The organism is Streptomyces sp. KL109B, from assembly GCF_030766935.1.
Lineage (GTDB): Bacteria > Actinomycetota > Actinomycetes > Streptomycetales > Streptomycetaceae > Streptomyces.
In genome coordinates, this window is the sequence record NZ_JASERL010000002.1 from 855,107 (window position 1) to 878,016 (window position 22,910).

The 22,910-nt window shown below is 72.0% G+C and carries 16 protein-coding genes; 6 read left to right on the forward strand and 10 right to left on the reverse strand.

Features of this window, described 5'->3' with window-relative positions:
* Window positions 1-150 precede the first annotated feature (150 nt).
* A complete protein-coding gene (locus RBJ65_RS09590) occupies window positions 151-2,430 on the forward strand; it encodes an MMPL family transporter (RefSeq protein WP_306321641.1) in 2,280 nt (759 codons plus the stop codon).
* 41 nt (window positions 2,431-2,471) lie between these two features.
* Here the strand turns inward: RBJ65_RS09590 and RBJ65_RS09595 are convergent, their stop codons facing one another.
* From RBJ65_RS09595 to erm, 3 genes are all read right to left on the reverse strand, one after another.
* On the reverse strand, window positions 2,472-3,542 hold the full coding sequence (locus RBJ65_RS09595) for a CDP-alcohol phosphatidyltransferase family protein (RefSeq protein ID WP_306321642.1): 1,071 nt from the start codon (window positions 3,540-3,542) through the stop codon (window positions 2,472-2,474).
* A 192-nt stretch (window positions 3,543-3,734) separates the two neighbouring features.
* Window positions 3,735-4,955, reverse strand: coding sequence for a macrolide-inactivating glycosyltransferase (gene mgt / locus RBJ65_RS09600; RefSeq protein WP_306321643.1), 1,221 nt, complete (start codon window positions 4,953-4,955; stop codon window positions 3,735-3,737).
* Window positions 4,956-5,026: 71 nt separating this feature from the next.
* On the reverse strand, window positions 5,027-5,833 hold the full coding sequence (erm, locus tag RBJ65_RS09605) for an ErmE/ErmH/ErmO/ErmR family 23S rRNA (adenine(2058)-N(6))-methyltransferase (RefSeq protein WP_306321644.1): 807 nt from the start codon (window positions 5,831-5,833) through the stop codon (window positions 5,027-5,029).
* 407 nt (window positions 5,834-6,240) lie between these two features.
* Here erm and RBJ65_RS09610 point away from each other — a divergent pair, with 407 nt between their 5' ends.
* Window positions 6,241-7,122, forward strand: coding sequence for a phosphotransferase enzyme family protein (locus RBJ65_RS09610; protein WP_306321645.1), 882 nt, complete (start codon window positions 6,241-6,243; stop codon window positions 7,120-7,122).
* A gap of 51 nt (window positions 7,123-7,173) precedes the next feature.
* On the opposite strand, the gene RBJ65_RS09615 is transcribed toward RBJ65_RS09610, so the two are convergent.
* From RBJ65_RS09615 to RBJ65_RS09630, 4 genes are all read right to left on the reverse strand, one after another.
* Window positions 7,174-7,899 (reverse strand): 3'-5' exonuclease, encoded by a 726-nt coding sequence (locus tag RBJ65_RS09615; protein ID WP_306321646.1) that lies wholly within the window; start codon window positions 7,897-7,899, stop codon window positions 7,174-7,176.
* A 112-nt stretch (window positions 7,900-8,011) separates the two neighbouring features.
* Window positions 8,012-9,280 carry an SAV2148 family HEPN domain-containing protein gene (locus RBJ65_RS09620; protein ID WP_306321647.1) on the reverse strand — a complete coding sequence of 423 codons (1,269 nt, stop codon included), beginning with the start codon at window positions 9,278-9,280 and terminating at the stop codon, window positions 8,012-8,014.
* A gap of 128 nt (window positions 9,281-9,408) precedes the next feature.
* Window positions 9,409-10,728, reverse strand: a complete 1,320-nt coding sequence (locus RBJ65_RS09625) for a copper amine oxidase (RefSeq protein WP_306321648.1) — start codon at window positions 10,726-10,728, stop codon at window positions 9,409-9,411.
* A 64-nt stretch (window positions 10,729-10,792) separates the two neighbouring features.
* Entirely contained in the window at window positions 10,793-11,578 is a 786-nt protein-coding gene (locus RBJ65_RS09630; protein WP_306321649.1) for a Tat pathway signal sequence domain protein, read from the reverse strand.
* A gap of 162 nt (window positions 11,579-11,740) precedes the next feature.
* On the opposite strand from RBJ65_RS09630, the gene glgX reads away from it, so the two are divergent.
* Complete coding sequence (gene glgX, locus RBJ65_RS09635) at window positions 11,741-13,855, forward strand: glycogen debranching protein GlgX (protein WP_306321650.1); 2,115 nt, start codon at window positions 11,741-11,743, stop codon at window positions 13,853-13,855.
* Here glgX and RBJ65_RS09640 read toward each other — a convergent pair.
* Window positions 13,830-15,164: an MFS transporter gene (locus RBJ65_RS09640; protein ID WP_306321651.1), complete on the reverse strand. Its 1,335-nt coding sequence runs from the start codon at window positions 15,162-15,164 to the stop codon at window positions 13,830-13,832. The two genes, glgX and RBJ65_RS09640, sit on opposite strands and share 26 nt — an antisense overlap.
* Window positions 15,165-15,245: 81 nt before the next feature.
* Between RBJ65_RS09640 and treY the strand changes: the two genes are divergently transcribed.
* The gene (gene treY / locus RBJ65_RS09645) at window positions 15,246-17,609 is read left to right on the forward strand and encodes a malto-oligosyltrehalose synthase (protein ID WP_306321652.1); all 2,364 of its coding nucleotides are present in this window, start codon (window positions 15,246-15,248) and stop codon (window positions 17,607-17,609) included.
* A 65-nt stretch (window positions 17,610-17,674) separates the two neighbouring features.
* Here the strand turns inward: treY and RBJ65_RS09650 are convergent, their stop codons facing one another.
* On the reverse strand, window positions 17,675-18,781 hold the full coding sequence (locus RBJ65_RS09650) for a cytochrome P450 (protein ID WP_306321653.1): 1,107 nt from the start codon (window positions 18,779-18,781) through the stop codon (window positions 17,675-17,677).
* A 335-nt stretch (window positions 18,782-19,116) separates the two neighbouring features.
* On the opposite strand from RBJ65_RS09650, the gene RBJ65_RS09655 reads away from it, so the two are divergent.
* On the forward strand, window positions 19,117-20,358 hold the full coding sequence (locus tag RBJ65_RS09655) for a M14 family zinc carboxypeptidase (RefSeq protein WP_306321654.1): 1,242 nt from the start codon (window positions 19,117-19,119) through the stop codon (window positions 20,356-20,358).
* Window positions 20,359-20,398: 40 nt separating this feature from the next.
* On the opposite strand, the gene RBJ65_RS09660 is transcribed toward RBJ65_RS09655, so the two are convergent.
* Window positions 20,399-20,950 carry a DUF1707 and FHA domain-containing protein gene (locus RBJ65_RS09660; protein ID WP_306321655.1) on the reverse strand — a complete coding sequence of 184 codons (552 nt, stop codon included), beginning with the start codon at window positions 20,948-20,950 and terminating at the stop codon, window positions 20,399-20,401.
* 175 nt (window positions 20,951-21,125) lie between these two features.
* On the opposite strand from RBJ65_RS09660, the gene treZ reads away from it, so the two are divergent.
* Window positions 21,126-22,892: a malto-oligosyltrehalose trehalohydrolase gene (gene treZ / locus RBJ65_RS09665; protein ID WP_306321656.1), complete on the forward strand. Its 1,767-nt coding sequence runs from the start codon at window positions 21,126-21,128 to the stop codon at window positions 22,890-22,892.
* Window positions 22,893-22,910 lie beyond the last annotated feature (18 nt).

Below are 22,910 nucleotides of genomic sequence, written 5' to 3' on the forward strand. Positions count from 1 at the left end.
TCCGGATGTTCATCCCCACGCGGCTCAACCCCCGATAGATGTAAGGGACTTGGGTCATCCTCCGCGCGGAGCGCCGCCTCCCGCACATCACCGACCAGCACGACGAACCGGCCTTATCCCGCCCATACCTTCGACTCCGGAGGTGACCTGATGGCCAGGGACGGGGAACAGCGGGAGCGCCGGGTGCGCGGGTTCGCGGCGCGAGCCGGGGGATGGAGCGCGCGGCACCGGTGGGCGGCGGTGGGGATCTGGGTGCTGTTCGTCGTGGTGGCGATGGGCCTGGGCTCCGTCGCGGGACGCGTCGACGTGTCGGAGGACGACCAGCTCAAGGGCGAGACGAGCCAGGCCGCGCGGATCGTCGACGACGCGGGCGTCGACGAACCGGCCGGCGAGACCGTGCTCGTACAGAGCAAGAACGGTGAACTACGGGCCACCGCACCGGAGTTCAAGCGGGCCGTGGCCGATGTGGTGGCGGCCGTGCAGGGCACGGGAGCGGTGACCGACGTGCGTTCGCCGTACGCCGCCGAGACCCGGACGATCTCGAAGGACGGCCGCACCGCGCTCGTCCAGTTCGACATGCGGGGCGACCCCGAGACGGCGGCGGACCGGGTCGAGCCGGTGCAGAAGGCCGTCGCGGGCGTCGCCGACAAGCACGACGCGCTTCGGGTCGAGGAGATCGGCGCCGCGAGCATGAACAAGACCTTCGACGACGCGTTCGGCGACGACTTCCAGAAGGCCGAGTACTCGGCGGTGCCGGTGGCGCTCGGCATTCTGCTGATCGCGTTCGGCGCGCTCGTCGCGGCGCTGCTCCCGGTGGCGCTCGCCATCACGGCGATCATGGCGACGATGGGCCTGATGGGCGTCGTCAGCCACCTCCAGCCGATGAGCGAGACCGCCAACTCGGTGATGCTGCTCGTCGGTCTGGCGGTCGGCGTCGACTACTGCCTGTTCTATCTGCGGCGCGAGCGCGAGGAGCGGATGAAGGGCCGCGACCCGGGGACCGCGCTGCGCGTGGCGGCTGCCACCAGTGGCCGGGCGATCATCGTCTCCGGGGTCACGGTGTGCGTGGCGATGGCGGGCATGATGTTCACCGGGCTCGCCGAGTTCCAGGCGATGGGGCTCGCGTCGCTGATGGTGGTGGCGGTCGCGATGGTGGGGTCCGTGACCGTGCTCCCGGCGCTGCTCTCGCTGCTCGGGGAGCGGGTGGAGAAGGGGCGGATCCCGTTCCTGCACCCGACGAAGCGGCGGGGCGGCGGCAACGGGGACGCCGTTTCGGGCAGCCGGTTCTGGAGCCGGGTGCTGTCTCTCGTACTCGCCCGGCCCGCCGTCTCCGTCGTCGTCGCGGTCGGCGCGCTGCTCGCGATCGCCGCGCCCGCGCTCGGCATGAAGACCCAGAACCTCACCCTGGACCAGGAGTTCGGCGACTCGCTGCCGATCGTGGCGACGTACGACCGGGTCAACGCGGCGTTCCCGGGCGGCTCGGACCCGGCCGAGGTGGTCGTGAAGGCCGACGACATCGACTCCGGTGAGGTGCGCGCCGCCATCGCCGACTTCCGTGCGCAGTCGGTGAGTTCGGGGGCCTCGCGCGGGCCGGTCGAGATCACCGTTCACCACGACGAGAACGTGGCGATCATCGACGTACCACTGGTGGGCGGATCCGATCAGGACAAGGCGGAGAAGAGCCTGGCGCTGCTGCGCGACGAGGTGCGACCGGACACGTTCGGCAAGGTCGACGGGGTCGAGGCGCCGATCACCGGGCAGGTCGCCGGCTCGAAGGACTTCAACGACCAGATCGTCGGGTCGGTGGTTCCCGTCTTCGCGTTCGTCGTCGTGTTCGCGTTCCTGCTGATGCTGCTGTCGTTCCGCTCGCTGACGGTCGCGATCACGTCGATCGTGCTCAACCTGCTGTCCGTAGGCGCCGCTTACGGCATTCTCGTCGCCGTGTTCCAGCACGGCTGGGGTGCCTCGCTGGTCGGCGCGGAGGGGGTCGGCGCCATCGTCACGTGGCTGCCGCTGTTCCTCTTCGTGATCCTGTTCGGCCTGTCGATGGACTACCACGTGTTCGTGGTGTCCCGGATCAAGGAGGCGCGCGCCCAGGGACGTACGAACGAGGCCGCGATCCGGCACGGCGTCGTCACGACCGCGGGCGTGGTCACCAGCGCCGCCGTCATCATGGTCGCCGTGTTCAGCATCTTCGGGACGCTGTCCATGCAGTCCATGAAGCAGATGGGCGTGGGCCTCGCGGCGGCCATCCTGATCGACGCGACCGTCATCCGCGGCGTGCTGCTGCCGGCCGTGATGGCGCTGCTCGGGGAGCGCAACTGGTATCTGCCGAGGTGGCTGCGGCGGATGCCCGACCTGACGCACGACGAGGCGGGCGTGGAGCCCGCCCCAAGGGCGCGCAAGGGGGGTGAGGAGCTGCGCGTCTGACGACGCCGCGCTCCCCGTCGTACGACCTGTCCGTCGTCGCGTCACGCGACGGCGGACAGGTCCTTTTCGGGGACGGCGGTGTCCGAGGCGTCCGCGGTGTCCGAGGCGTCCGAGGCGTCTGCTTCGAATGCCTCCAGCGTGCGGCCGAAGTCGCGCGTCGACAGCAACAGCTTGTAGACGATGGCGAGTTCGAAGACGAGCAGCAGCGCGCCCGCCACGACGGTCGCCCCGATCACCTGGTCGAGCAGCGGCCCGACCACGAAGACGGCCATCTGGAACTCGATGCCGCTCACCAGGTGCGTACGGATCCGGTGGCGCAGGAGGAAGGACCGGAAGCGCAGGTAGACGGGGAAGCGGCTGCGGAATTCCTGGTGCAGGTCGACGACGCTGGGGCGGGGCGCCTCCGGCTGTGCGGCCGCTTCCTCGGCGGCCTCGGTGGCCTCGGTGGCCTCGGTGGTCTCGGTGGCCTCGTCCTCGGGGGTGGCGGAGGCGCCCGCCGCGCGCAGGTCCTGCTCGATGTCCGCGGACGGATTCGCCCGCAGCAGGTCCTCCATGAACGCGACGCGCTCCGCGTTCTGCGCCCGCCGGGCCGCGCGCACCCGGGACTTGATCTGCTTGCGCATCGTGTGCCGGGTCTTGAAGATCTCCAGTGAATTGATGTAGCGCAGCCCGTCGAGGAAGACGACGGCCACGGCGAGCCAGATGTAGACCAGATCGCCGGTGCGGTGGAATTGCCCGCCCATCAGCGCCACGGCGCAGGCCATGACGCGCACGCGGTCGAAGATGTAGTCGAGCCAGGCGCCGAACACGGAGCCCTGCCCGGTGAGTCGGGCGACCTTGCCGTCCATGCAGTCGAGCACGAAGCTCAGGTGGTAGACGAGGGCGCCCGCGATCAGCCAGGGCCAGCCCCCCATCGCGAAACAGCCGGCCGCGCCGAGGCCGAGGATCAGGGCGCCCCAGGTGATCTGGTTCGGGGTGATGCGCGTCCAGCGCGCCGTGAGCCGCACGAGCGGCGTGGCGAGCGGGTCGACGAGCAGCACGGTCCACCACGCGTCGCGTTTCTTCTGCGTGATACGCCGAACTTCGGGCAGCGACGGTATGTCCTGGTGCATGAGGCGCGCCAACTTTCCTTCTTCAAAAGTGGGTTCACCTCAAGGTAAGAATCAATTCTTACCAAGTTCAAGGACCAACGAACGCAACCTTTTCCGATAGCCAACAGTCGTACGTGGCGCATGAATCAATCTTGTTACCTATTACGCACAGCCTTTTTACGGAACGGTGGAACCGTTCCGTAAGAATTCGCGTCAGGCGGGCAGTTCGGCCTCGATGAGGTCGGCCGCGCGCGGCGTTCCGCCCTCCTCGGCCATGTCCCGCTGAAGGACGGCGAGGCGGCGCGCCACCTCCGGGTCGTCGACAAGGCCGAGGACGGCCTCGCGGAGCGTCTCGGCGTCCGCCTCCGCCATCGGTACGTGCCGGGCGACGCCGAGCGCCTGCAGCATGTCGGCGTTGCCGAACTGGTCGACGGCCTGCGGCACGGCGACCATCGGCGTGGCGGTGGCCATGCCCTCCTGGCTGCCACCGGCCCCGGCGTGCGTGATGAACGCGTCGGCCTTCTTCAGAATCGCCAACTGCGGTACCCACTGCCGCACTTCTACGTTCCCGGGGACCTCCCCGAGATCCTCCGCGGTGACATGCCGGCCGACCTGGAGCACGACGTGCCAGCCCGGCAGATCGCCGAACGCCTTCACGCACTCCCGGTAGAAGTCGGGCTGCTTGGTGAACGAGGACCCGAGCGACACGAGCAGCACACGCTCGGCGTCGGCAGGGCGCTCCCAGTCCCCCTGCGCGGACCGGTCGCCCTGGCAGGCGCCGACGAAGGTGTTCTTCCGCTCGTCGACCCGGTCGGCGTTCGGCTGGAGAGCCTTGGGGATGAGGACGAGGGTGCGGTCGTAGACGCCCCAGAAGTCGTCGGCGTCCTTCGGATACCCGTTCTCCTTGAGCCAGCCATTGAATTTCGCGTAGTACGCCTGGCCGCGCGGCGTCTTGCGGGGCTCCTCCCACATCGGCTTCGCGACCTCCTCCTCGTACCCCTCCCAGGCGACGAGGTTCGGCGAGAGCGTGACCGCGGGCACGCCCCAGCGATGAGCGAGGACGCCCGCCGGGTACGAGGTGATGTCGTGGATGACGAGATCGGGCACGCCCACGCCGCCCTCCCCCTCGTAGGCGTCGATGAGCTGCGGGAGGGCGCTGATCGCGTCGTCCAGGAACGGCTCCACGTTGTCGAGCAGCGTGGACCCCCACGCCTCCGGGTCGTCGTCGGGGCCCGGGAGCGTGGTGCGGTAGAGGACCGGCTCGGCGCCGGTCTCGGCGATCTTCTCCTCGAAGAGGTGCGGGATCGCGTACGTGACGCGGTGCCCACGGGCGACGAGCTCCCGGATCACTTCCAGGCTCGGGTTCACGTGCCCGTGGGCGGCGATGGAGAACATGGCGATATGGGCACGTTTGCCGTGATTCGGGTTCGTCATGCCGCAAACATAAGCGAGACGAACCGTCTCGTGCAACTCATTTCGTGGCGGCGGCCTACGGTGGCGGCGGCCTACGCCCTCAGCACCTCGTGCAGCGTCAGCCACTGCGCCGGTGCCACCTCGCCGACCAACGCGTTCGGCGCGACGCGGGCGACGCGCAGCGCCCGGTCGACCGCGCGCCGCGAATGCTCACGCCCCAGCGAGGCCCGCAGACTGCCGCCCACCCCGGTGAACCCGAGCTCGACGAGCCGCCGGTACGAGGAGTACGCGGCGGGCGGGACCAACGGCGCTTCCCTCCGCTCGATCCGCAACACCCCCGCGTCGACCCGTGGCGCCGGCCGGAACGCGGTGCGCGCCACCCGCCCCAGCAGCCGCCACTCGACGTGCGGCCAGGTCAGGACGGTGAGGCGGGTCCAACTCCCGTAGTCACCCGTGCGTTTGCGGGCGTATTCGAGCTGAGTGAGGAAGGTCGCGGCGGTGAGCCGGTCGGCGCGCAGACACCAGTCGACGACGGCGGACGTGCGGGAGAACGGCACGTTCCCGGCGACGGCGAACGGCGTCCGCGGCGGCCGCACACCGAGAAAGTCCGCGTGCCGCACGCGGACGTGCCCCTCCCCGGCGAACCGCTCCCGCAGCCCGTCGACGAGCCGCCCGTCGATCTCGTACGCGACGACGGCGGGGGCCCTCCGGGCGAGCGGCCCGGTCAACGCGCCCTTGCCGGCGCCGACTTCGAGGAGGATGGGGGCGTCCCCGGGGTCCGGGACGGCGAGTCGCGCGAAACGGTGCGCGGTGGCGCGGTCGGCGAGGAAATTCTGCGAAAGCGCACGCGAACGTGAACGCGGCGTGCGGGTGGAACGGCGGGTGGAGCGGGCAGCCATGGCCTGCGGTCCTTGTCATCCGTACGGAAAGAGGGCGGATGAGGGCCCTGACCGTCGGAAACCGGGGCGTCAGCGACGCGAAGCAATACCAAGCCCTTGCGGCGATTGCCGGGTGGGCACAGTCAAGCCCCGCCGTTGGACGAGAGCCGGCGGGGTCCGGGGCGGAGCCCCGCGACCGGGCGCCGGGTGGCCGCAACGATGCGTCGACGGTCAGAGCACCTGGGCCACGCGCAAGCGAACCGCGTGCGCGCAGCCCAGCACCTGACGGGTCACCGAAACGGCCATCATCGCTGCGCTGCACATGCCCCACATGCTGCTCGGCCCCCGCCCACCCCGTCCACCGAATTTCCGGGCGCGAGCGAGTGCGACACTGACCCCCGTACCAGGCGAAACGCAGGAGGCGCACGATGGACGAGGCACGGGCACGGGACGTGCTGGCACAGGCGGACGTGGTGAACGGCGCCGCAGGCTCGGCGGAACTGCTCGCCCTCGGCGAGAACGCCGTGTTCGCCGCCGGCGACGTAGTCGTCAAGGTCGGCCGCAGCACCGAACACGGCGGCGCCGCACTCCTCGACCGGGCCCGCCGCGAGGTGGCCATCGCCTCCTACCTCGCCCGGCACGACGTCCCCGCCGTGCGCCCCGCGAAGGACGAGGCGCTCGTCGTGGACGGGCACCCGGTGACCGTGTGGCACCGGATCCCGGCGGCCGTACGCCCGGCCGAGCCGCGCGATCTGGCGGAGCTGCTCAAGCTGGTGCACGCGCTGCCCGCGCCGACCGGGTTCGAGCTGCCGCGGCGGGAGCTGCTCGGCGGGGTCGAGCGCTGGCTGCGGCTCGCGGGCGACGCGATCGACCCGGCGGACGCGGACTATCTGCGGGAGCGGCGGGACGGGTTCGCGGCGGCCGCGGCGGCGCTGACGCCGCGGCTGCCGGTGGGGCCGATCCACGGGGACGCGCTGCCGCGCAATGTGCACGTCGGGCCCGAGGGGCCGGTTCTTGTCGACCTCGAGACGTTCTCCTCCGATCTGCGGGAGCACGACCTCGTCGTCATGGCGCTGTCCCGGGACCGGTACGGGTTGCCGGCCGAGGCGTACGACGGGTTCGTGTCTACGTATGGGTGGGATGTGCGGGAGTGGGAGGGGTGTGCGGTGTTGCGCGGGGCGCGGGAGACGGCGTCGTGTGCGTGGGTGTCGCAGCATGCGCCGTCCAACCCGAAGGCGTTGGCCGAGTTTCGGAGGCGGGTGGGGTCGTTGCGGGACGGTGACCCCGCGGTGCGGTGGTACCCCTTCTGAGGTTGCCGTGGTTCCGGCCCGGGGGCTTCGCCCCCGACGTGCAAGACCGCGTCAGGTGCCCGACGGAGTCGGCACCTGGCGCATGGGCCACACCGTGTCCACCACCGCGTCCGGATTGCCCTTCCTGCGGAGGAAGTTCTGGAAGTCGAGGGCCGACTCGGCGTACCACTCGACCTGTCTGCGATGCAGCTCGGCCACCCCGAGCTGCGCCACCTTCGCGTGGCGCTCGCCTATCGCGCGGGCGAGGAGGGCCGCGGCGAGGGCGTCCGCCGAGGCGTCGTGGGCGGCGGCGAGGGTGACGCCGTATTCGGTGCAGACCGCTTCGAGGTTGCGCTTGCCCTTTCGGTAGCGGTCGACGCTGCGGTCGATGGTGTACGGGTCGACGACCGGGGCCGGGTCGACGCCCGCGAGGCGCTCGCGCAGCGACGGCAGCCCGTGCCGGGCCAGCTCGGCGGAGAGCAGGGTGAGGTCGAACGTCGCGTTGTAGGCGACGACGGGGACGCCCGCGCGCCAGTAGCCGACGAGGACCTCGGCAATGGCGTCGGCGACGCGGTCCGCGGGCTCGCCCTCGGCGGCCGCCCGCTCGTTGCTGACACCGTGCACCGCGATCGCCTCGTCGGGGATCGGCACCCCGGGGTTCGCCAGCCACTGCCGGTGGCCGAGGACCGCGCCGTCCTTGACCTCTATGACGGCGGCGGTGACGATGCGCGCCTGGCCCGGATCGGTCCCGGTCGTCTCCAGGTCGAAGCCGATCAGCAGCTCGCGGTGCCAGCCCATGGCAGCCCCCTTCTCGTGGTGCGTTCCCCCAGTGACCACCACCTTCGCACGCCCCACTGACAATCCGTCCTGGCGCCCGTCCCATCCCCCGTCCCGCCCGGCTTTTGGCCCGCTACGACACGGGCCGCGCGTCCGCCCACGCCTGCTCGAATTCGTCGCGGTACGTCACGAACAGCCCGTTCTCGCCGGTCTCCGTCGAGGCGCCGGCCTTGACGATCCGGCCGCCGCCGCGCAGCACGAGCACCGGCGCCTCCATCCCCCGCGTCCTGCGCAGATACGTCTGGACGACGGCGACGCCGTCCGAGCCGTCGCCGTCGACGAGGTAGGCGGTGAAGCGCGGCGTCTCGTCGAAGACCCGGATCTCGAAGGCGCCGGGGTCCCTGAGGCGGGCCCTGACCCGGCGCATGTGCAGGATGTTCATCTCGACGGAGCGGCTCAGCTCGCCGCGCTTGAGCCCCAGTTCCCGTTCGCGCCGTTTGACCGCGCTGGACGCCGGGTTGATGAAGAGGAGTCGTACGCGGCAGCCGGACTCGGCGAGCCGGACCAGGCGGCGGCCGGAGAAGTTCTGGACGAGCAGGTTGAGCCCTATGCCGATGGCGTCCAGGCGCCGGGCCCCGCCGAAGAGGTCCTCGGCCGGGAACTGGCGCAGCAGCCTGACCCGGTCCGGGTGCACGCCCACCACGTCGGCGTAGCGGTCGCCGACCATGTCCTCGACGGCGTCGACGGGAAGGCGGCGGGCCGAGGGGACGTCGGAGCCGGCGCCGAGTATCTCCAGGAGGCGGGCGGAGGCGCGCTCGGCCTGGGCGAGAACCGCCTCCGAGAGGGCGCGGTTGCGGGAGACGACGTTGCGGGTGACCTCCAGCTCGTCCAGGGCGAGCTCGACGTCGCGGCGGTCGTCGAAGTACGGCTCGAAGCACGGCCAGTGCTGCACCATCAGCTCGCGCAGCTGCGGCAGGGTCAGGAACGACAGGACGTTGTCGTCGGCCGGGTCGAGGAGGTAGCCCTTGCGGCGGCTGACCTCGCGCACGGCGACGGCCCGCTGCACCCACTCCTGGCCGGCCGGCCCCGCCGCCGCGACCACCCAGTCCTCGCCGTGCACGGGCGCGTAGACGGGGCGCAGTACGGCGGCGACGACGGCGCGCAGCCGCTGCTCGACCAGGTTCAGCCAGATGTAGGCCCGCCCGGCCCGTTGGGCGCGCGTACGGACCTCGCGCCAGGCGTCGGCGCCCCAGTCCAGTTCGGGTCCGATCTGCGACGCCACGTCCATGGGCCTGGCCAGCGACACCGCTTGGGGCGGGATGTCCGCGGAGGCTGCCTCCTGGCTGTCCTGTCCCTCGTGACCGTCGTCACCAGGGGGCAGCTCCAGCCCTCCCGAGCTCACCCGCTCCGCACCGCCTTCCGCTCCCCGAACCTGTCGAGCTCGAACCTGTAGAGCACAGCCCCAGCAACGATCAAGGAAGGGTACTCCGGGAGCGGGTGGCGGTGCAGCCGGATGAGGCCGCTAGTTTCTCAACTGCCGTTCGGGGGAACGCCGTTCTGTCCCGCCAGGTCCCCCGGAGTGAGCGGATTCATAGCGGTCACGTCCCTGGGGGCCAGGGAGAAGCCCTGCCAGTGCACCGGCATGGGCTGCTGGTCCTCATCCCGGGCGATGTGGTGGAACCCGATGTTGACCCAGGTGATCGGGTGTGTGAGCGGCTGCCCGTTCACCCACTTGTTGACGCTCGTGCCGCCGCAGTTGGCCGCCGGGTTGTCGCTGGCGTACTGCTCGCACTTCTTGTACTCGGTGAAGTAGACGTCGTGCTTGGTGAAGGCACGTCCGGGGAACCGGTTGGAGCGGCCGGGCACGAACTCGTACGACCTGGGGTGGTTGTCCTTGTTCTTGCCCGCGGTGGAGACGACGCGCCACCAGCGCATGTCCTTGACGTCGCCCGCGAGTTCCTTGGTGACGGGGGTGCGGGTCGTCTTCGTGGTGGGTGATCCGTTGCCGCTGGGCGGGGTCACCTTGGAGTCGTACTGCTCGACCTTGGCCTTGGGCGAGCCGTCGAGGCCGAAGTTGAGCCGCCAGAAGACGTTGTGGCTGTGGCTCTCGGCGTAGGCGCTCGCGCCCTTGCCGATGGGCCAGCCCTTGCCGTCGGTACCGTCGTAGTCGTACGGGGAGAGGCTGCCGGTGGCGCCGACGTTCGAGGTGATGGTGCCGTCGGAGGCGAAGCGCCACTCGGTGATGTACTCGTACCAGGACGCCTTGTTGACCGTGTAGACGAGGAGGTCCTTGCCCTGCGCCTGGTAGACCTTGCCGCTGCCGCCGGTCGACTCGTCGTCGCTGAGCCGGTACGCGTGCCCGCGCGCACGCGTGGTGGTGCACAGCCCCTTCACGTTGCCCATGTCGGGGACCTTGACGGTCTTGATGGTGCCGCCGGGGCACTCGGCGGGCTTCAGGTCCTGGAGGGCCTGCCCGAAGTCGGTGCCGGTGACGTCGTCGTACTCGGCCTCCCCGTCGTCGTAGGGGACGTGGACCTGGGCGAGCCGGGCGCTGGCGAGGACGCGGATGGGCTGGGCCTCGCCCTTGGGCTGGTAGCTGACGTCGTCGAGGACGAGTCCGGCCAGCGTGTTGTAGTGCCAGCACATGCGCCAGGTGGTGCCGCCGTCGAGGGTCTGCTCGATGCGGTACGCGTCCGAGCAGGCGGGCGCGGCGGCCGCGGGCTCCCGGGGCGGGGCCGCGGTGGCGGCGGGTGCGGTGACGAGGGTGCCTGCGAGCAGCGCGGTGACCGCGAGCCCGGCGAGCAGCGCCGCGGGCCGGGTGCGGGCGCGCGTGACTCTGTTGACGTGCATACGGAAGTGCTCCTTCACGGATTCACGGAGGAGGTGCGGGAGAAGGTCGGTGGCGTCCGGGCTGTCAGCCGAGGCGGGCGACGGTGCGGGCGCTCAGGTCGACGACGAGGTCCCGGGTGTCTATCCACGGTCCGTTGACGACCTTCGTGATGACGCGCAGGCAGCGGTGCTCGCCGCACTCCTTGAGGCCGGCGGGGACGTTCGCGACGGTCTTCTCGCGGAACACCATGCCGCTGAGCCGGAGTTGGTCCGGCTCGGTGAGCTGCTTGCCGGTGGCGTCCTTGTAGTCGCCCTTGAGGTCGGCGCCGAGCGGGTCGGCGATCAACAGGCGGGCGCCCTCGGCGAGTTCCTCCTGGTTGGGCGGTGGCTGCACGCCCTGGTCGGTCCGGCTGTCCTCGACCTTCCCCGTGTCGAGGTTCACGGTCTTCGTGACGACGGAGTCGCTCTTGTAGTCGTAGTACACGACGTCGGCGCGCCGCTGGTCGGCGGCGGCGCCGCTGAGGCCGGGGTCGACCTCCGTGAGGTTCGTCGACAGGTGCTGGGGGCCGCGGTCGCCCTCCACGTCCCGCGCGTCCATCCGCAGCGCGTTGCCCGCCGTCGCCAGTTTCTCGGCGCGCTCGGTCTCGGCGTCCGTGAGCGGGTCGCGGCCCACTCCCTTCGCTTCGTCGGCGGGCGCGGGCTGCACGGTCCCCTCCGGTGCCACCGCGTCCTGCCGCGCGGTTCCCGCCCTGGTCATGTCGGTCCCGCCGGCGTCCGGCAGGGTCACGCCGAGTGCGACGGCGGCGCCCGCGACCGCGAGCGCCGTCACCGCCATCAGCTTCCCGAGATGGCGTCTTGCAGTAGTGCGCACATCTTCCCCCAACTTCCCCGGCAGCCCCGGTCAAGGGCGTGCCGGTCCGACTGGTCGAGAGGTAAGAGGGCTTCAACTCCCGTGTGGTTGCCTCCCTTTCGGGCAGAGAGAAGTGTCGGATGTCGCCAAGGCCGCCGGGCCAGAAGTGGAAGAGTCGTCAGCATGCAGGTCTGGCCTGGACAGGCGTATCCGCTGGGTGCCTCGTACGACGGCGCCGGAACGAACTTCGCGGTCTTCTCGGAGGCCGCCGACCGTATCGAGCTGTGCCTGTTGCACGACGACGGCTCGGAGACCGCCGTGGAGCTGCGGGAGGCCGACGCGTTCGTGCGGCACGCCTACTTGCCGGGGATCATGCCGGGGCAGCGCTACGGGTACCGGGTGCACGGGCCGTACGAGCCGGCGCGCGGTCTGCGCTGCAATTCGGCGAAGCTGCTGCTCGACCCGTACGCGCGCGCCATCAGCGGTCAGGTCGACTGGCACGAGTCGGTGTACGGCTATCCGTTCGGCTCCCCGGACGAGCGCAACGACCTGGATTCGGCGCCGCACGCGATGGCCTCCGTGGTGGTCAACCCGTACTTCGACTGGGCGGACGACCGGCTGCCGCGCACGGAGTACCACGAGACGGTGATCTACGAGGCGCATGTGAAGGGCCTGACGATGCGGCACCCTTCGCTGCCGGACGAGCTGCGTGGCACGTACGCGGCGCTCGCGCATCCGGCGATCATCGAGCACCTCACCAAACTGGGCGTCACCGCCCTTGAGTTGATGCCGGTGCACCAGTTCGTCAACGACCACCGGCTGGTCGAGATGGGCCTGAGCAACTACTGGGGCTACAACACGATCGGGTTCTTCGCCCCGCACAACAAGTACGCGTCGTGGGGCGATCGCGGAGAGCAGGTCCTGGAGTTCAAGTCGGCGGTGCGGGCGCTGCACCAGGCGGGCATCGAGGTCATCCTGGACGTGGTCTACAACCACACGGCCGAAGGCAATCACCTGGGTCCGACGCTGTCCTTCAAGGGGCTCGACAATCAGTCGTACTACCGGCTGACCGAGGACCCGCGCTACTACATGGACACGACGGGGACCGGCAATTCGCTCCTGATGCGGTCCCCGCACGTACTCCAGATGATCATGGATTCGCTGCGCTACTGGGTCGAGGAGATGCACGTCGACGGGTTCCGCTTCGACCTCGCGGCCACCCTGGCGCGGCAGTTCCACGAGGTGGACCGGCTGTCGTCGTTCTTCGACCTGGTGCAGCAGGACCCGGTGGTCTCCCGTGTGAAGCTGATCGCGGAGCCCTGGGACGTCGGCGAGGGCGGCTACCAGGTGGGCAATTTCCCGCCCCTGTGGACGGAGTGGAACGGCAAGTACCGCGACACCGTACGGGACTTGTGGCGCGGTGAGCCGCGCACGCTCGCCGAGTTCGCGGGCCGGCTGACCGGTTCGTCGGACCTCTACCAGGACGACGGCCGCCGCCCTCTCGCCTCGATAAACTTCGTGACCTGCCACGACGGCTTCACGCTCCGCGACCTGGTGTCGTACAACGACAAGCACAACGACGCCAACGGAGAGGGCAATCGCGACGGCGAGAGCCACAACCGTTCGTGGAACTGCGGCGCCGAGGGCGAGAACGACGACGCGGCGGTGCTCGATCTGCGGGACCGTCAAATGCGCAATTTCGTCGCTACGTTGATGCTGTCGCAGGGCGTCCCGATGCTCAGCCACGGCGACGAGTTCGGCCGCAGTCAGGGCGGCAACAACAACGCCTACTGCCAGGACAACGAGGTGACGTGGGTGCGCTGGGCCGACCCCGGCGCGCCGCCGCCGTTCCTGGAGTTCACGCGCGCGATGGTGCGGCTGCGCCGCGACCATCCGGTGTTCCGCAGGCGGCGCTTCTTCCACGGCCGCCCCGTGGAGGGCACGCACGACGACCTGTCGGACATCGCGTGGTTCACCCCCGAGGGCGAGGAGATGACGCAGACGGACTGGGGCGTCGCGCAGGCCCGCGCCCTGTCCGTGTTCCTCAACGGCAACGCGATCTCGGAGCCGGGCGCGCGCGGCGAGCGCATCCAGGACGACTCGTTCCTGCTGATGTTCAACGCCTCGCCGCAGGCGCAGGAGTTCGTGGTCCCGGTCGACCACGGGCGCCAGTGGCGGGCCGTCGTCGACACGGCGCTGCCCGAAGGGCTTTCGGCGGGCGAGGGCCAGAAGGTGCAGGCGGGCGACCGGCTCCAGGTCCAGGGCCGCAGCCTCACGGTGTTGCGACGGCCGGCGTAGCCGCCTCGCCGGACGCCTGGAGGGGCCGTACGCGCAGTGCGACGAGGAAGGCGAGGGCGGCGGCCACGCTGCCCACCGCGAACGCGGCAGCGGACCCGTGGGACTGCGCGAGACGGCCCGCGACGGCGAGCGTGACGGCCTGTCCGCCGACGAACGCGCTCACGGCGACCGTCATGCCCTCGCCGAGCCGTTCGCGCGGCACGGCCTGCTCGGTGAGCCCGAACCCGGTGATCAGGTTCGGCGCGAACAGGGCGCCGAACACGGTCACCAGGACGTACAGCAGCGGCATGGAGTGGGCGACGAGCAGCGGCAGCGACAGGAGGGCCGCGGCGGCGGTGGCGACGCGCCAGCGGGCCCGCAGCGTGAAGCGGGCGGGCACCGCCGCCATGGACAGGCCGACGACGGCGCTCATGACGCCCATCGCGGCGTACACCAGCCCCGCCTGGTCGCCGTGGCCCAACTCCTCGGTGAGCGCGGTGATCCCGGCGCCGCAGCCGCCGAGCAGGATGCCGAGGAGGACGAGTCCGGCGCGCACCACGTGCACCTGGCGCGGCAGCCGTGGCCGGTCCGCACGCGCGCGTGGCCGCGCGTCGGCCGGGGCGGGCGGCACCGCCGTGGCGGTCGGGTGCAGCGCGAACGCGGCGCCGCAGACGGCGACGAGGAGGGCCGCCGCACCGAACGCGTAGGCGGGGTGCGCCACTACGGAGGCGATCCCGATGAGCGCGGGGCCGAGGACGAAGCTCAGCTCGTCCATGGTGGACTCCAGCGACAGCACCGCGTTCACCACTCGCTCGTCGGCGCCCTCGCGGCGCACGAGGGCGACGCCGCGGGCGCGCGCGAGCGGGCCGATGCCCGGGACGGTGGCGCCCGCGAGGACGCCGAGCGCGATCAGGGCGGGCGTCGGCAGGCCCGCGAGGGCGCCCAGCGTGTAGGCGGCGATGGCGAGCCCGTTGAGCAGCGCGAAGGCGAGGACGACGGGCCGCTGCCCGCGCCGGTCCGCGAGCCGCCCGACGAAGGGCCCCATGGCGACCTGGCCGAGCGCGAGGGCGCAGGCGACGACGCCCCCGGTGGCGAGCGAGCCGCTGGTGCGGGTCACCAGGAGGACGCTGCCGAACTGGATCACCGCGACCGGCAGCCGCCCGAGGAACGACACGACGGGCAGCGGGCGCCCCGTCGCCGCGAGCACGCGGCGGTACGAGTCGAGCGTTCCGGCGGGCTTGTCGGATGTCGCGGCTTTGTCCGGTGTCGCGGCCTTGTCCGGTGTCGCGGCCTTGTCCGGTGTCGCGGCCTTGTTGGATGTACCAGGCATCGTCCGACGTTAACGAGGCACGCGCGCGTACCCGCATGCGGTGATGACACGAAAGGCGGCGGGGCGGGTACGTAGATTCGCATGACGCCTCAGCTCCCGACGACGCCCACGGCGACGTACCGGCTCCAGCTGCGACCGGACTTCGGGTTCGCCGACGCGGCGGCCGCGGTCCCGTATCTGGCCTCCTTGGGGGTCTCCCATCTGCATCTGTCGCCGGTCCTTGAGGCGGTGCCGGGTTCGACGCACGGCTACGACGTGGTGGACCACGCGCGCGTACGCGCCGAATTGGGCGGCGAGGAGGGGCTGCGGGAGCTCGCCCGCACGGCGCGCGGGCACGGCCTGCGCCTGGTCGTGGACCTCGTGCCCAACCACATGGCGGCGGCGGTGTCCCACAATCGGCCGCTCCAGGAGGTACTGCGGGACGGGCCGTCGTCGCCGTACGCGCGCTGGTTCGACATCGACTGGGAGGCGCAGGGCGGGCGGGTGCTGCTGCCGGTCCTGGCCCGCCATATGGCCGAGGAACTACCGCACTTGAAGGTGGAGGGCGACGTACTGCGCTACTACGAGCACGCGTTTCCGCTGCGCGCGGGCACGGCGACGCTGCCGCTCCTCCAGCTGCTCGACGCCCAGTGGTACCGCCTCGCGTGGTGGCGGCTGGCCCGCACCGAGCTCAACTACCGGCGCTTCTTCACGATTTCGGACCTGATCGGCGTACGGGTGGAGGACCCGGAGGTCTTCGAGGCGACGCACGGCAAGCTCCTGTCACTGCTGCGTGAGGGCGTTGTCGACGGGCTGCGGATCGACCACCCCGACGGGCTCGCCGACCCCGGCGCCTACTTGCAGCGGCTGAGCGAGGCGACGGGCGGCCGGTGGACCGTCGTCGAGAAGATCCTGGAGGACGGCGAGCGGCTGCCCGCCGCGTGGCCGGTGGCCGGCACCACCGGCTACGACGCGCTGCGGCACGTCGACGGGCTGTTCACGGACCCGGCGGGATCCGATCAACTCCTCGGCCTGTTCCGCCGGTTCACGGGCGTCGCGGCGGACCGGGGCGGGCACTGGCCCGCGACGGTGCGGCGCGCGGCGCACCGCGTCGTCACGCACGAACTGGCCGCCGAGGTCGACCGGCTGACCCGCGAGGCCGCCACGCTGTGCGCCGAGGAGCCGGAGCTGCGCGACCACGCCCCCTGGGCGCTGCGTACGGCGCTGTGCGAGCTTCTGGTGCGGGTTCCGGTGTACCGGCCGTACGCGACCGGTGGCGACGCCCCTGAGACGGTTCTGGCGGCGTCCGCGGCGCGGGAGGCGAAGGCCGCGTTCGCGGTGCCCGATGAGGCCCGCGCGGTCGACGCCGTACGGGAGTTGGCGCTGGGGCGGCGCGGCACGAGCCCCGCGCACACGGCGTTCCGTGCCCGGTTCGCGCAGACGGCGTCGGCGCTGCGCGCCAAGTCGGTGGAGGACACGGCGTTCTACCGGTTCACACCACTCCTGTCGGCCCTTGAGGTGGGCGGCTCACCGGGCGGGCCCGCGGTCTCCGTGGCGGCGTTCCACGCGCACTGCGCGCGCGTGCAGCGCGACTGGCCCTATACGTCGACGGTCCTCTCGACGCACGACACGAAGCGCAGCGCCGACGTGCGGGCCGGTGTCGCCGTCCTGACGCAGTGCCCCGACCGCTGGGAGGCGCTGCTCGCGGAGGTCACCGAGCTGACCGCGCGGGGCGGCGGCGCGAGCGCGCCCGACCCCCAACTGGCGTGGGCCGCCTGGCAGACCGTGGCCGGGCTTGGCCCCGCCGAACCGGCCCGGCTGCGGCGCGCGCTGCTCAAGCACGCGCGCGAGGCGGGCCTGTTCACCACGTGGACGGAGCAGAACGCTGACTACGAACGCGCGCTGGAGGACTTCGTGGCGTCCGGCCCCTGCGGCCCGCCCGGCAACGAGGTGCTGCGCTTCATGGCGACCCTCGAACCCCATGTGCGCGCGAACATCCTGGGCGCGGCCCTCGTCCACCTCACGATGCCCGGGGTGCCGGACCTCTACCAGGGCACCGAACACGAGTACCGCGCCCTGGTCGACCCGGACAACCGGTCCCCCGCCGCCTTCTCCCCGGACGCGCACAGCACCAAGTCGACGCTCACCGGCCTGACACTCCGCCTGCGCCGCGAGCACCCCGAATGGTTCGGCGGCGCCGCCACCTACACCCCGCTCCCCGCCGAGGGCCCCGGCGAGGCCCACTGCGTCGCGTACGCCCGCGCGGGCCGCGTCGTGGTGGCGGCGACCCGCCTCTCCCTGCGCCTCGCCGAAGCGGGCGGCTGGCACTCGACGACACTCCCCCTCCCCGAGGGCGAATGGCTCGAACTCCTCACCGCAGAGCGCCACTTCACCGGTCACGCACGCGTGGCGGACCTCTTCACCCACCTCCCGGTGGCCCTCCTCATCCGCACGGACCACAAATAGAGCCCCTGCGGCGATTGAGCAGCGGGGTCCGGGGCAGCGCCCCGAGTCCGCAACCACGGTTCCGGTCAACGGACCCGCACCACCAGCTCCACCGGCGACCGGTTCAACACCCCCTCATACGTGGGCCTGAACCCCGGCGCCCACCCCATCCCGGGCAACACCGCCAACAACGCCCGCACCCCCGCATCCGCGGTGAGCCGCGCGAGCTGCACCCCCGGACACCGATGACGCCCCGCGCCGAACGCCAACTGCCCCGGCGCCACCCGGAACAGGTCGTACCGGTCGGGATCGGCGAACCGCTCCGCATCGCGCCCCGCCGCCCCCACCAGACACGCCACCGTGGCCCCCGCCGGTATCGTGCCGCCGCTCACCGGCACCGGCGCGAGCGCCCGCCGCAGCACGACGTGCGCGGCTGGATCACGGCGCAACGACTCCGCCCACGCGGCGGCGCCGAGCTCGGGCCGGGCCCGCACCAGCGCCAACTGCTCAGGATGGTCGAGGAGGTTGGCGAGGAGCGCCGCGAGCGCTCGGTCGGTGGCGTCCCCGCCCGCCCCGAGGAGCGTCGCCACGAGCCCGTGGACGGCCTCGTCGGACAGCGGACGCCCACCGGCCGCCCGCGCGGCGCACAGAGCCCCCAGGAGGTCGTCCGTGGGGTGCGCGCGGCGGCGGGCGAGCTGCGGGCGCAGGAAGGCGTCGAGGGCGTCCGGGGCGCCGCCCAGGTGGGTCAGGCCCGCCCGGCACAGGGCGGTGACGTGGGCGGTGTCCTCGTAGGGCAGGCCGAGCGCGCGGACGACGGCCGCGGCGGGCAGCCAGTGGCAGAACTCCTCGACCAGGTCGGCCTCGTGGCGTCGGGTGAGGCGGCGGGCAAGTACGTAGGCGGTGCGTTCGACGCTCGCCTTCAGGGCGGCCAGCGCGCGCCCTTGGAGGGCCGGGTTCAGGAGCGCGCGGTGGGCGGCGTGCGTGGCCGCCTCCAGGTGCGCGAAGGTGCGGCCGGGCGGTGGCGCGACGAGCCGGGGGTCCGCGAGTGCCGCGCGCACATCCTCGTAGCGGCTGAGCAGCCAGGCCCCGAAGGGGGCGTCGTAGTGCAGGGGGTGCGCGGCGCGCAGCGTGCGGTACAGCGGGAACGGGTCACCGGCGGTCCCTGGCGCGGCGAGGCTCGGAGGCGGCGTCATGGACGCCGTGCGCGGGTAGGAGCCCGGTGCGTCGGGATACGAGACCGGTCCGGAAGGGCACAGCACAGCGGGACTCCACTCTGTACCGGGGCGCGCACCGGTCGCTGCGCGCGGCTCTTCCCAGCGCACCACCGAGGCCTTCGTCACGCAGGCCCCGTGCCACCGAACGAGTGACAGGGGTGACGCAGGGTGACGGATGGGCCTGACCTGCGCGGGGCCGCGGTGGCGCGATTCATGTCCTGCCGGGCGGCCGCGGGCCGCTGTATGGGCCTTCTTGACACATGGAGCGGAGCATGGGGTACTGCGGATTGCTGACGCCGGGAGCACCAACGGGGGTGAGTCACCTGACGGAGCAGCGATACCCCACCTCGGCCGAGTTGGTCCAGTCAGCGCGGGAGCTGGCGTCTCACCGACCTGACCTGTGTCGCCTACGACAGGTCGGGACTTCGCGCGGCGGGCGCCCCCTGCATCTGCTGTCCGTAGGGCACGACCGGCGCGCCGTCCTCGTCGTCGCGGGGGCGCACGCCAACGAGCCCACGGGCGGCTCCACGGCGCTGCATCTGGCCGAAAGGGCCCTGTTCGACCGGGTGTTGCGGACCGACAGGTCGTGGCACTTCCTGTTGTGCGCGGATCCGGACGGCGCGGCCCTGCACAACGCTCCGGAGCCGCGTTCGCTGCTCGACTACCACCGCGGCTTCTTCCGGCCCACGGGCGCCGAGCAGCCGGAGTGGTCGCCTTCGGTGCTGCCGCCCGACCGGCTGCCTCCGGAGACGAAGACCCTGGTGGGTGTGATCGACGAGGTGCGGCCGTACCTCCAGGTGTCGCTGCACGGCACCGAACTGGGCGGCAGCTGGGTGCAGTTGACGCGGGACATACCGGGGCTCGCAGAGCCCTTCGCCAAGTCGGCCGCCGAGCTGCACATACCGGTGGAGACGGGGGCGTCGGACGCGGCGGGCTGGCCGGCGTCGGGGCGCGGCGTCCATGTGATGCCGGACCTGGACGCGCGGGCCGCGTTCCCGAGCCTGCCGGACGACGCGCGGCTCTCGACGTGGCACCACGCGCACCGCTACGGCGGCTCCACGGCGATCGTGGAGGTCCCGATGTGGGCCAGCGACCTCGTGGACGACCCGGCCCCGCATCCGGCGCCGGAGCGGGCGCTGCGGCGCCTGTCGGCCCGGCTCAGCCGCGACACCCGGCTCGTGGAGGAGATCCTCGTGGAGGCCATGCCCCGGCTCCCGGACACCGGGGGCCCGCTCCTGGGTGCGGCGCGCTGGGCGCTCGGCCTGGTGCCGGGCCTCGCGGACGACTGGGTGCAGCCGCCGCCACCGGACGCCACGATGGCGTACATCGGCAGCATCGACGCCTTCGCCCGGCGGCTTCCGCTGCGGGCGGCGGCGATGCTCCTGCGGGTCCTGGAGGAGGCCGGCGACCTGGCGGCGCCCCGGCTCGACGCGCTCGTCACGCGCTGGTGCGAGGCGTACGCCGAGCGGTTCGGGGCGCGTTGGGTACCGGTGGCCCACCAGATCGAGCACCAGGCGCGGACGACGCTGGCGGCGGTGCGGCACGCGCGCGGGTGAGCGTGTTTCTGAGCGCCCCGTTGAGCACGCGCCCCGCGCGTCAGTCGGCCGACAGCCGGAACGACATCCGCCCGAAGGCGACCTGATCGCCGTCCTGGACGACGGCCGCGCCGATCACCCTGCGCCCGTTCACCGTCGTGCCGTTGGTGGAGCCGAGGTCGCGCAGCACCCACACGCCGCCCTGCCTGCTCAGCTCGGCGTGCACCCGCGAGACCGTGTCGTGGCTGAGCCGCAGCCCGTTGACCGGGTCGCGGCCGATGCGCAGCGGGTACGGGGCGGCGACCGGAGGCAGGAGCAGCTTCGGCAGCCGCTCCACGGTCCACGCCCTGCGCAGCCGGACGGTGAACCCGGAGACCGCTCCCACGGTGCCGAACAGCGCCCGCGACCAGCGGTTCTCCTGGTGCAGATCGGCGGTGAGCCGGTCGAGTTCCTCGGGCCTGCGGGCAGTGAGCGCGAGTTCCATGCGGCGCACGAACGTGTCGTGCGAGAGCCGGCCGAGGGCGACGCCGTCCCTGAGCACCTTCAGGGCACGGTCCCGCTCGGCGTCGGAGAGCCGAGCCGGGTACGTGTGGTGTTCAAAAGAGGACGTCACACAGCGAATTGTCGGGCAGCGGAGGCCGGAGTGTCCAGAAGACCGGGAAGCGGGGCCGAGTTCGTGTGATCCGGGCCCCAGCCTTCCGAAACGGCCCCGTGGCGATCACACGTGACGCACCATGGGGACCTGTTGTCACTGTCGGCGGGCATCCGGTCACGAGGGGGAACGGTCCGTGCAGTTCGAGGTATGGGCACCACAGGCCGAGCAAGTAACGCTCCACATAGGGGGTGTTGAGGACGAACAGGGCGCCACGCGCGCGTTGTCGCGCGACCCGTACCGCGGAACCGGGTGGTGGTCCGGGCAGGCCGAGGCGGCCGACGGCACCCGGTACGGGTTCGCGGTGGACGGCGGACCCGTGCTGCCCGACCCGCGCTCGCGCAGACAGCCCGACGGGCCGGACGGCCCGAGCGCCGTCGTCGACCACAGGCGGTACGCGTGGCGCGGCTCCTGGGCGGGGCGCGGGCTGACCGGGGCGCTCCTGTACGAGCTGCATGTGGGCACGTACACGCGCGAGGGCACGCTCGACGCCGCCGCGCGCCGGCTCGGCCACCTCGCGGAACTGGGCGTCACGCACGTGGAGTTGATGCCGGTCTGCCCGATGCCGGGACGGCACGGCTGGGGGTACGACGGAGTCTCCCCATGGGCGGTGCACGAGCCGTACGGCGGGCCCGAGGCGCTGAAGCGTTTTGTCGACTCGGCGCACGAGCACGGCCTCGGTGTCGTGCTCGACGTCGTCCACAACCACCTGGGGCCCTCCGGCAACCATCTGCCCGCGTTCGGCCCGTACTTCACGGATACGCACCACACTCCGTGGGGCAGCGCGGTGAACCTGGACGCGGCCGGTTCCGACGAGGTGCGGGCGTATCTGACCGGCAGCGCGCTCGCCTGGCTGCGCGACTACCGGATCGACGGGCTGCGGCTCGACGCGATCCACGAGCTGCACGACCGGCGCGCCCTGCCGTTCCTGGAGGAGCTGTCGGCGGCCGTGGACGCGCTCGCCGACGAGCTCGGCCGGCCGCTGTTCCTGATCGGCGAGTCCGACCTCGGCGACCCGCGCGTCATCACCCCTCGTACGGAGGGCGGCTTCGGCCTGCACGCGCAGTGGAACGACGACACGCACCACGCGGTGCACGCGGCCGTCACCGGTGAACGGCAGGGCTACTACGGGGACTTCGCGCGGCAGCCGATGGCGGCGCTCGCGAAGACGCTCACGCGCGGCTTCTTCCACGACGGCACGTACTCGACGTTCCGGGGCCGTCGCCACGGCCGCCCGCTGGACCGCGCCACCACGCCCGCGCACCGGCTCCTCGCGTACGCGCAGACCCACGACCAGGTCGGCAACCGCGCGCAGGGCGAGCGCCTCGGCGCGCTCGTCTCCCCCGGGCTTCTCGCGTGCGCGGCGACGCTCGTGCTCACGGGACCGTTCACGCCGATGCTGTTCATGGGCGAGGAGTGGGCGGCGAGCACGCCCTGGCAGTTCTTCACCGACCACACCGACGCCGCCCTCGCCGACGCCGTACGCAAGGGCAGGCGGCGGGAGTTCGCGGCGCACGGCTGGGCCGAGGAGGACGTGCCCGATCCGCAGGACCCGGCCACCCGCGAGCGCTCCTGCCTGGACTGGGACGAGCGCGAAACGGGCCACCACGCGCGCGTGCTCGCCTGGTACCGCGAACTCATCGCCCTGCGCCGCGCCCGGCCCGACCTCCAGGACCCGGATCTGGCGGCGGTCAAGGTCGCGTACGACGAGGGGGCGCGGTGGATCGCTTATCGGCGCGGTGACCTTCGGGTGGCGGTGAACCTGTCGGACGTGCCGGTGTCGATTCCGCTGGGCCGGCCGGTGGCGCGGCTGCTCGCGGCGTGGGAGCCGGTGGAACTGCCGGGCGCGGATGGCGTGTTGACGGTTCCGGCCCAGTCCTGCGTGATCGCTGTGGCGCCGTAGGAAGCCGCGCGGGGAGCC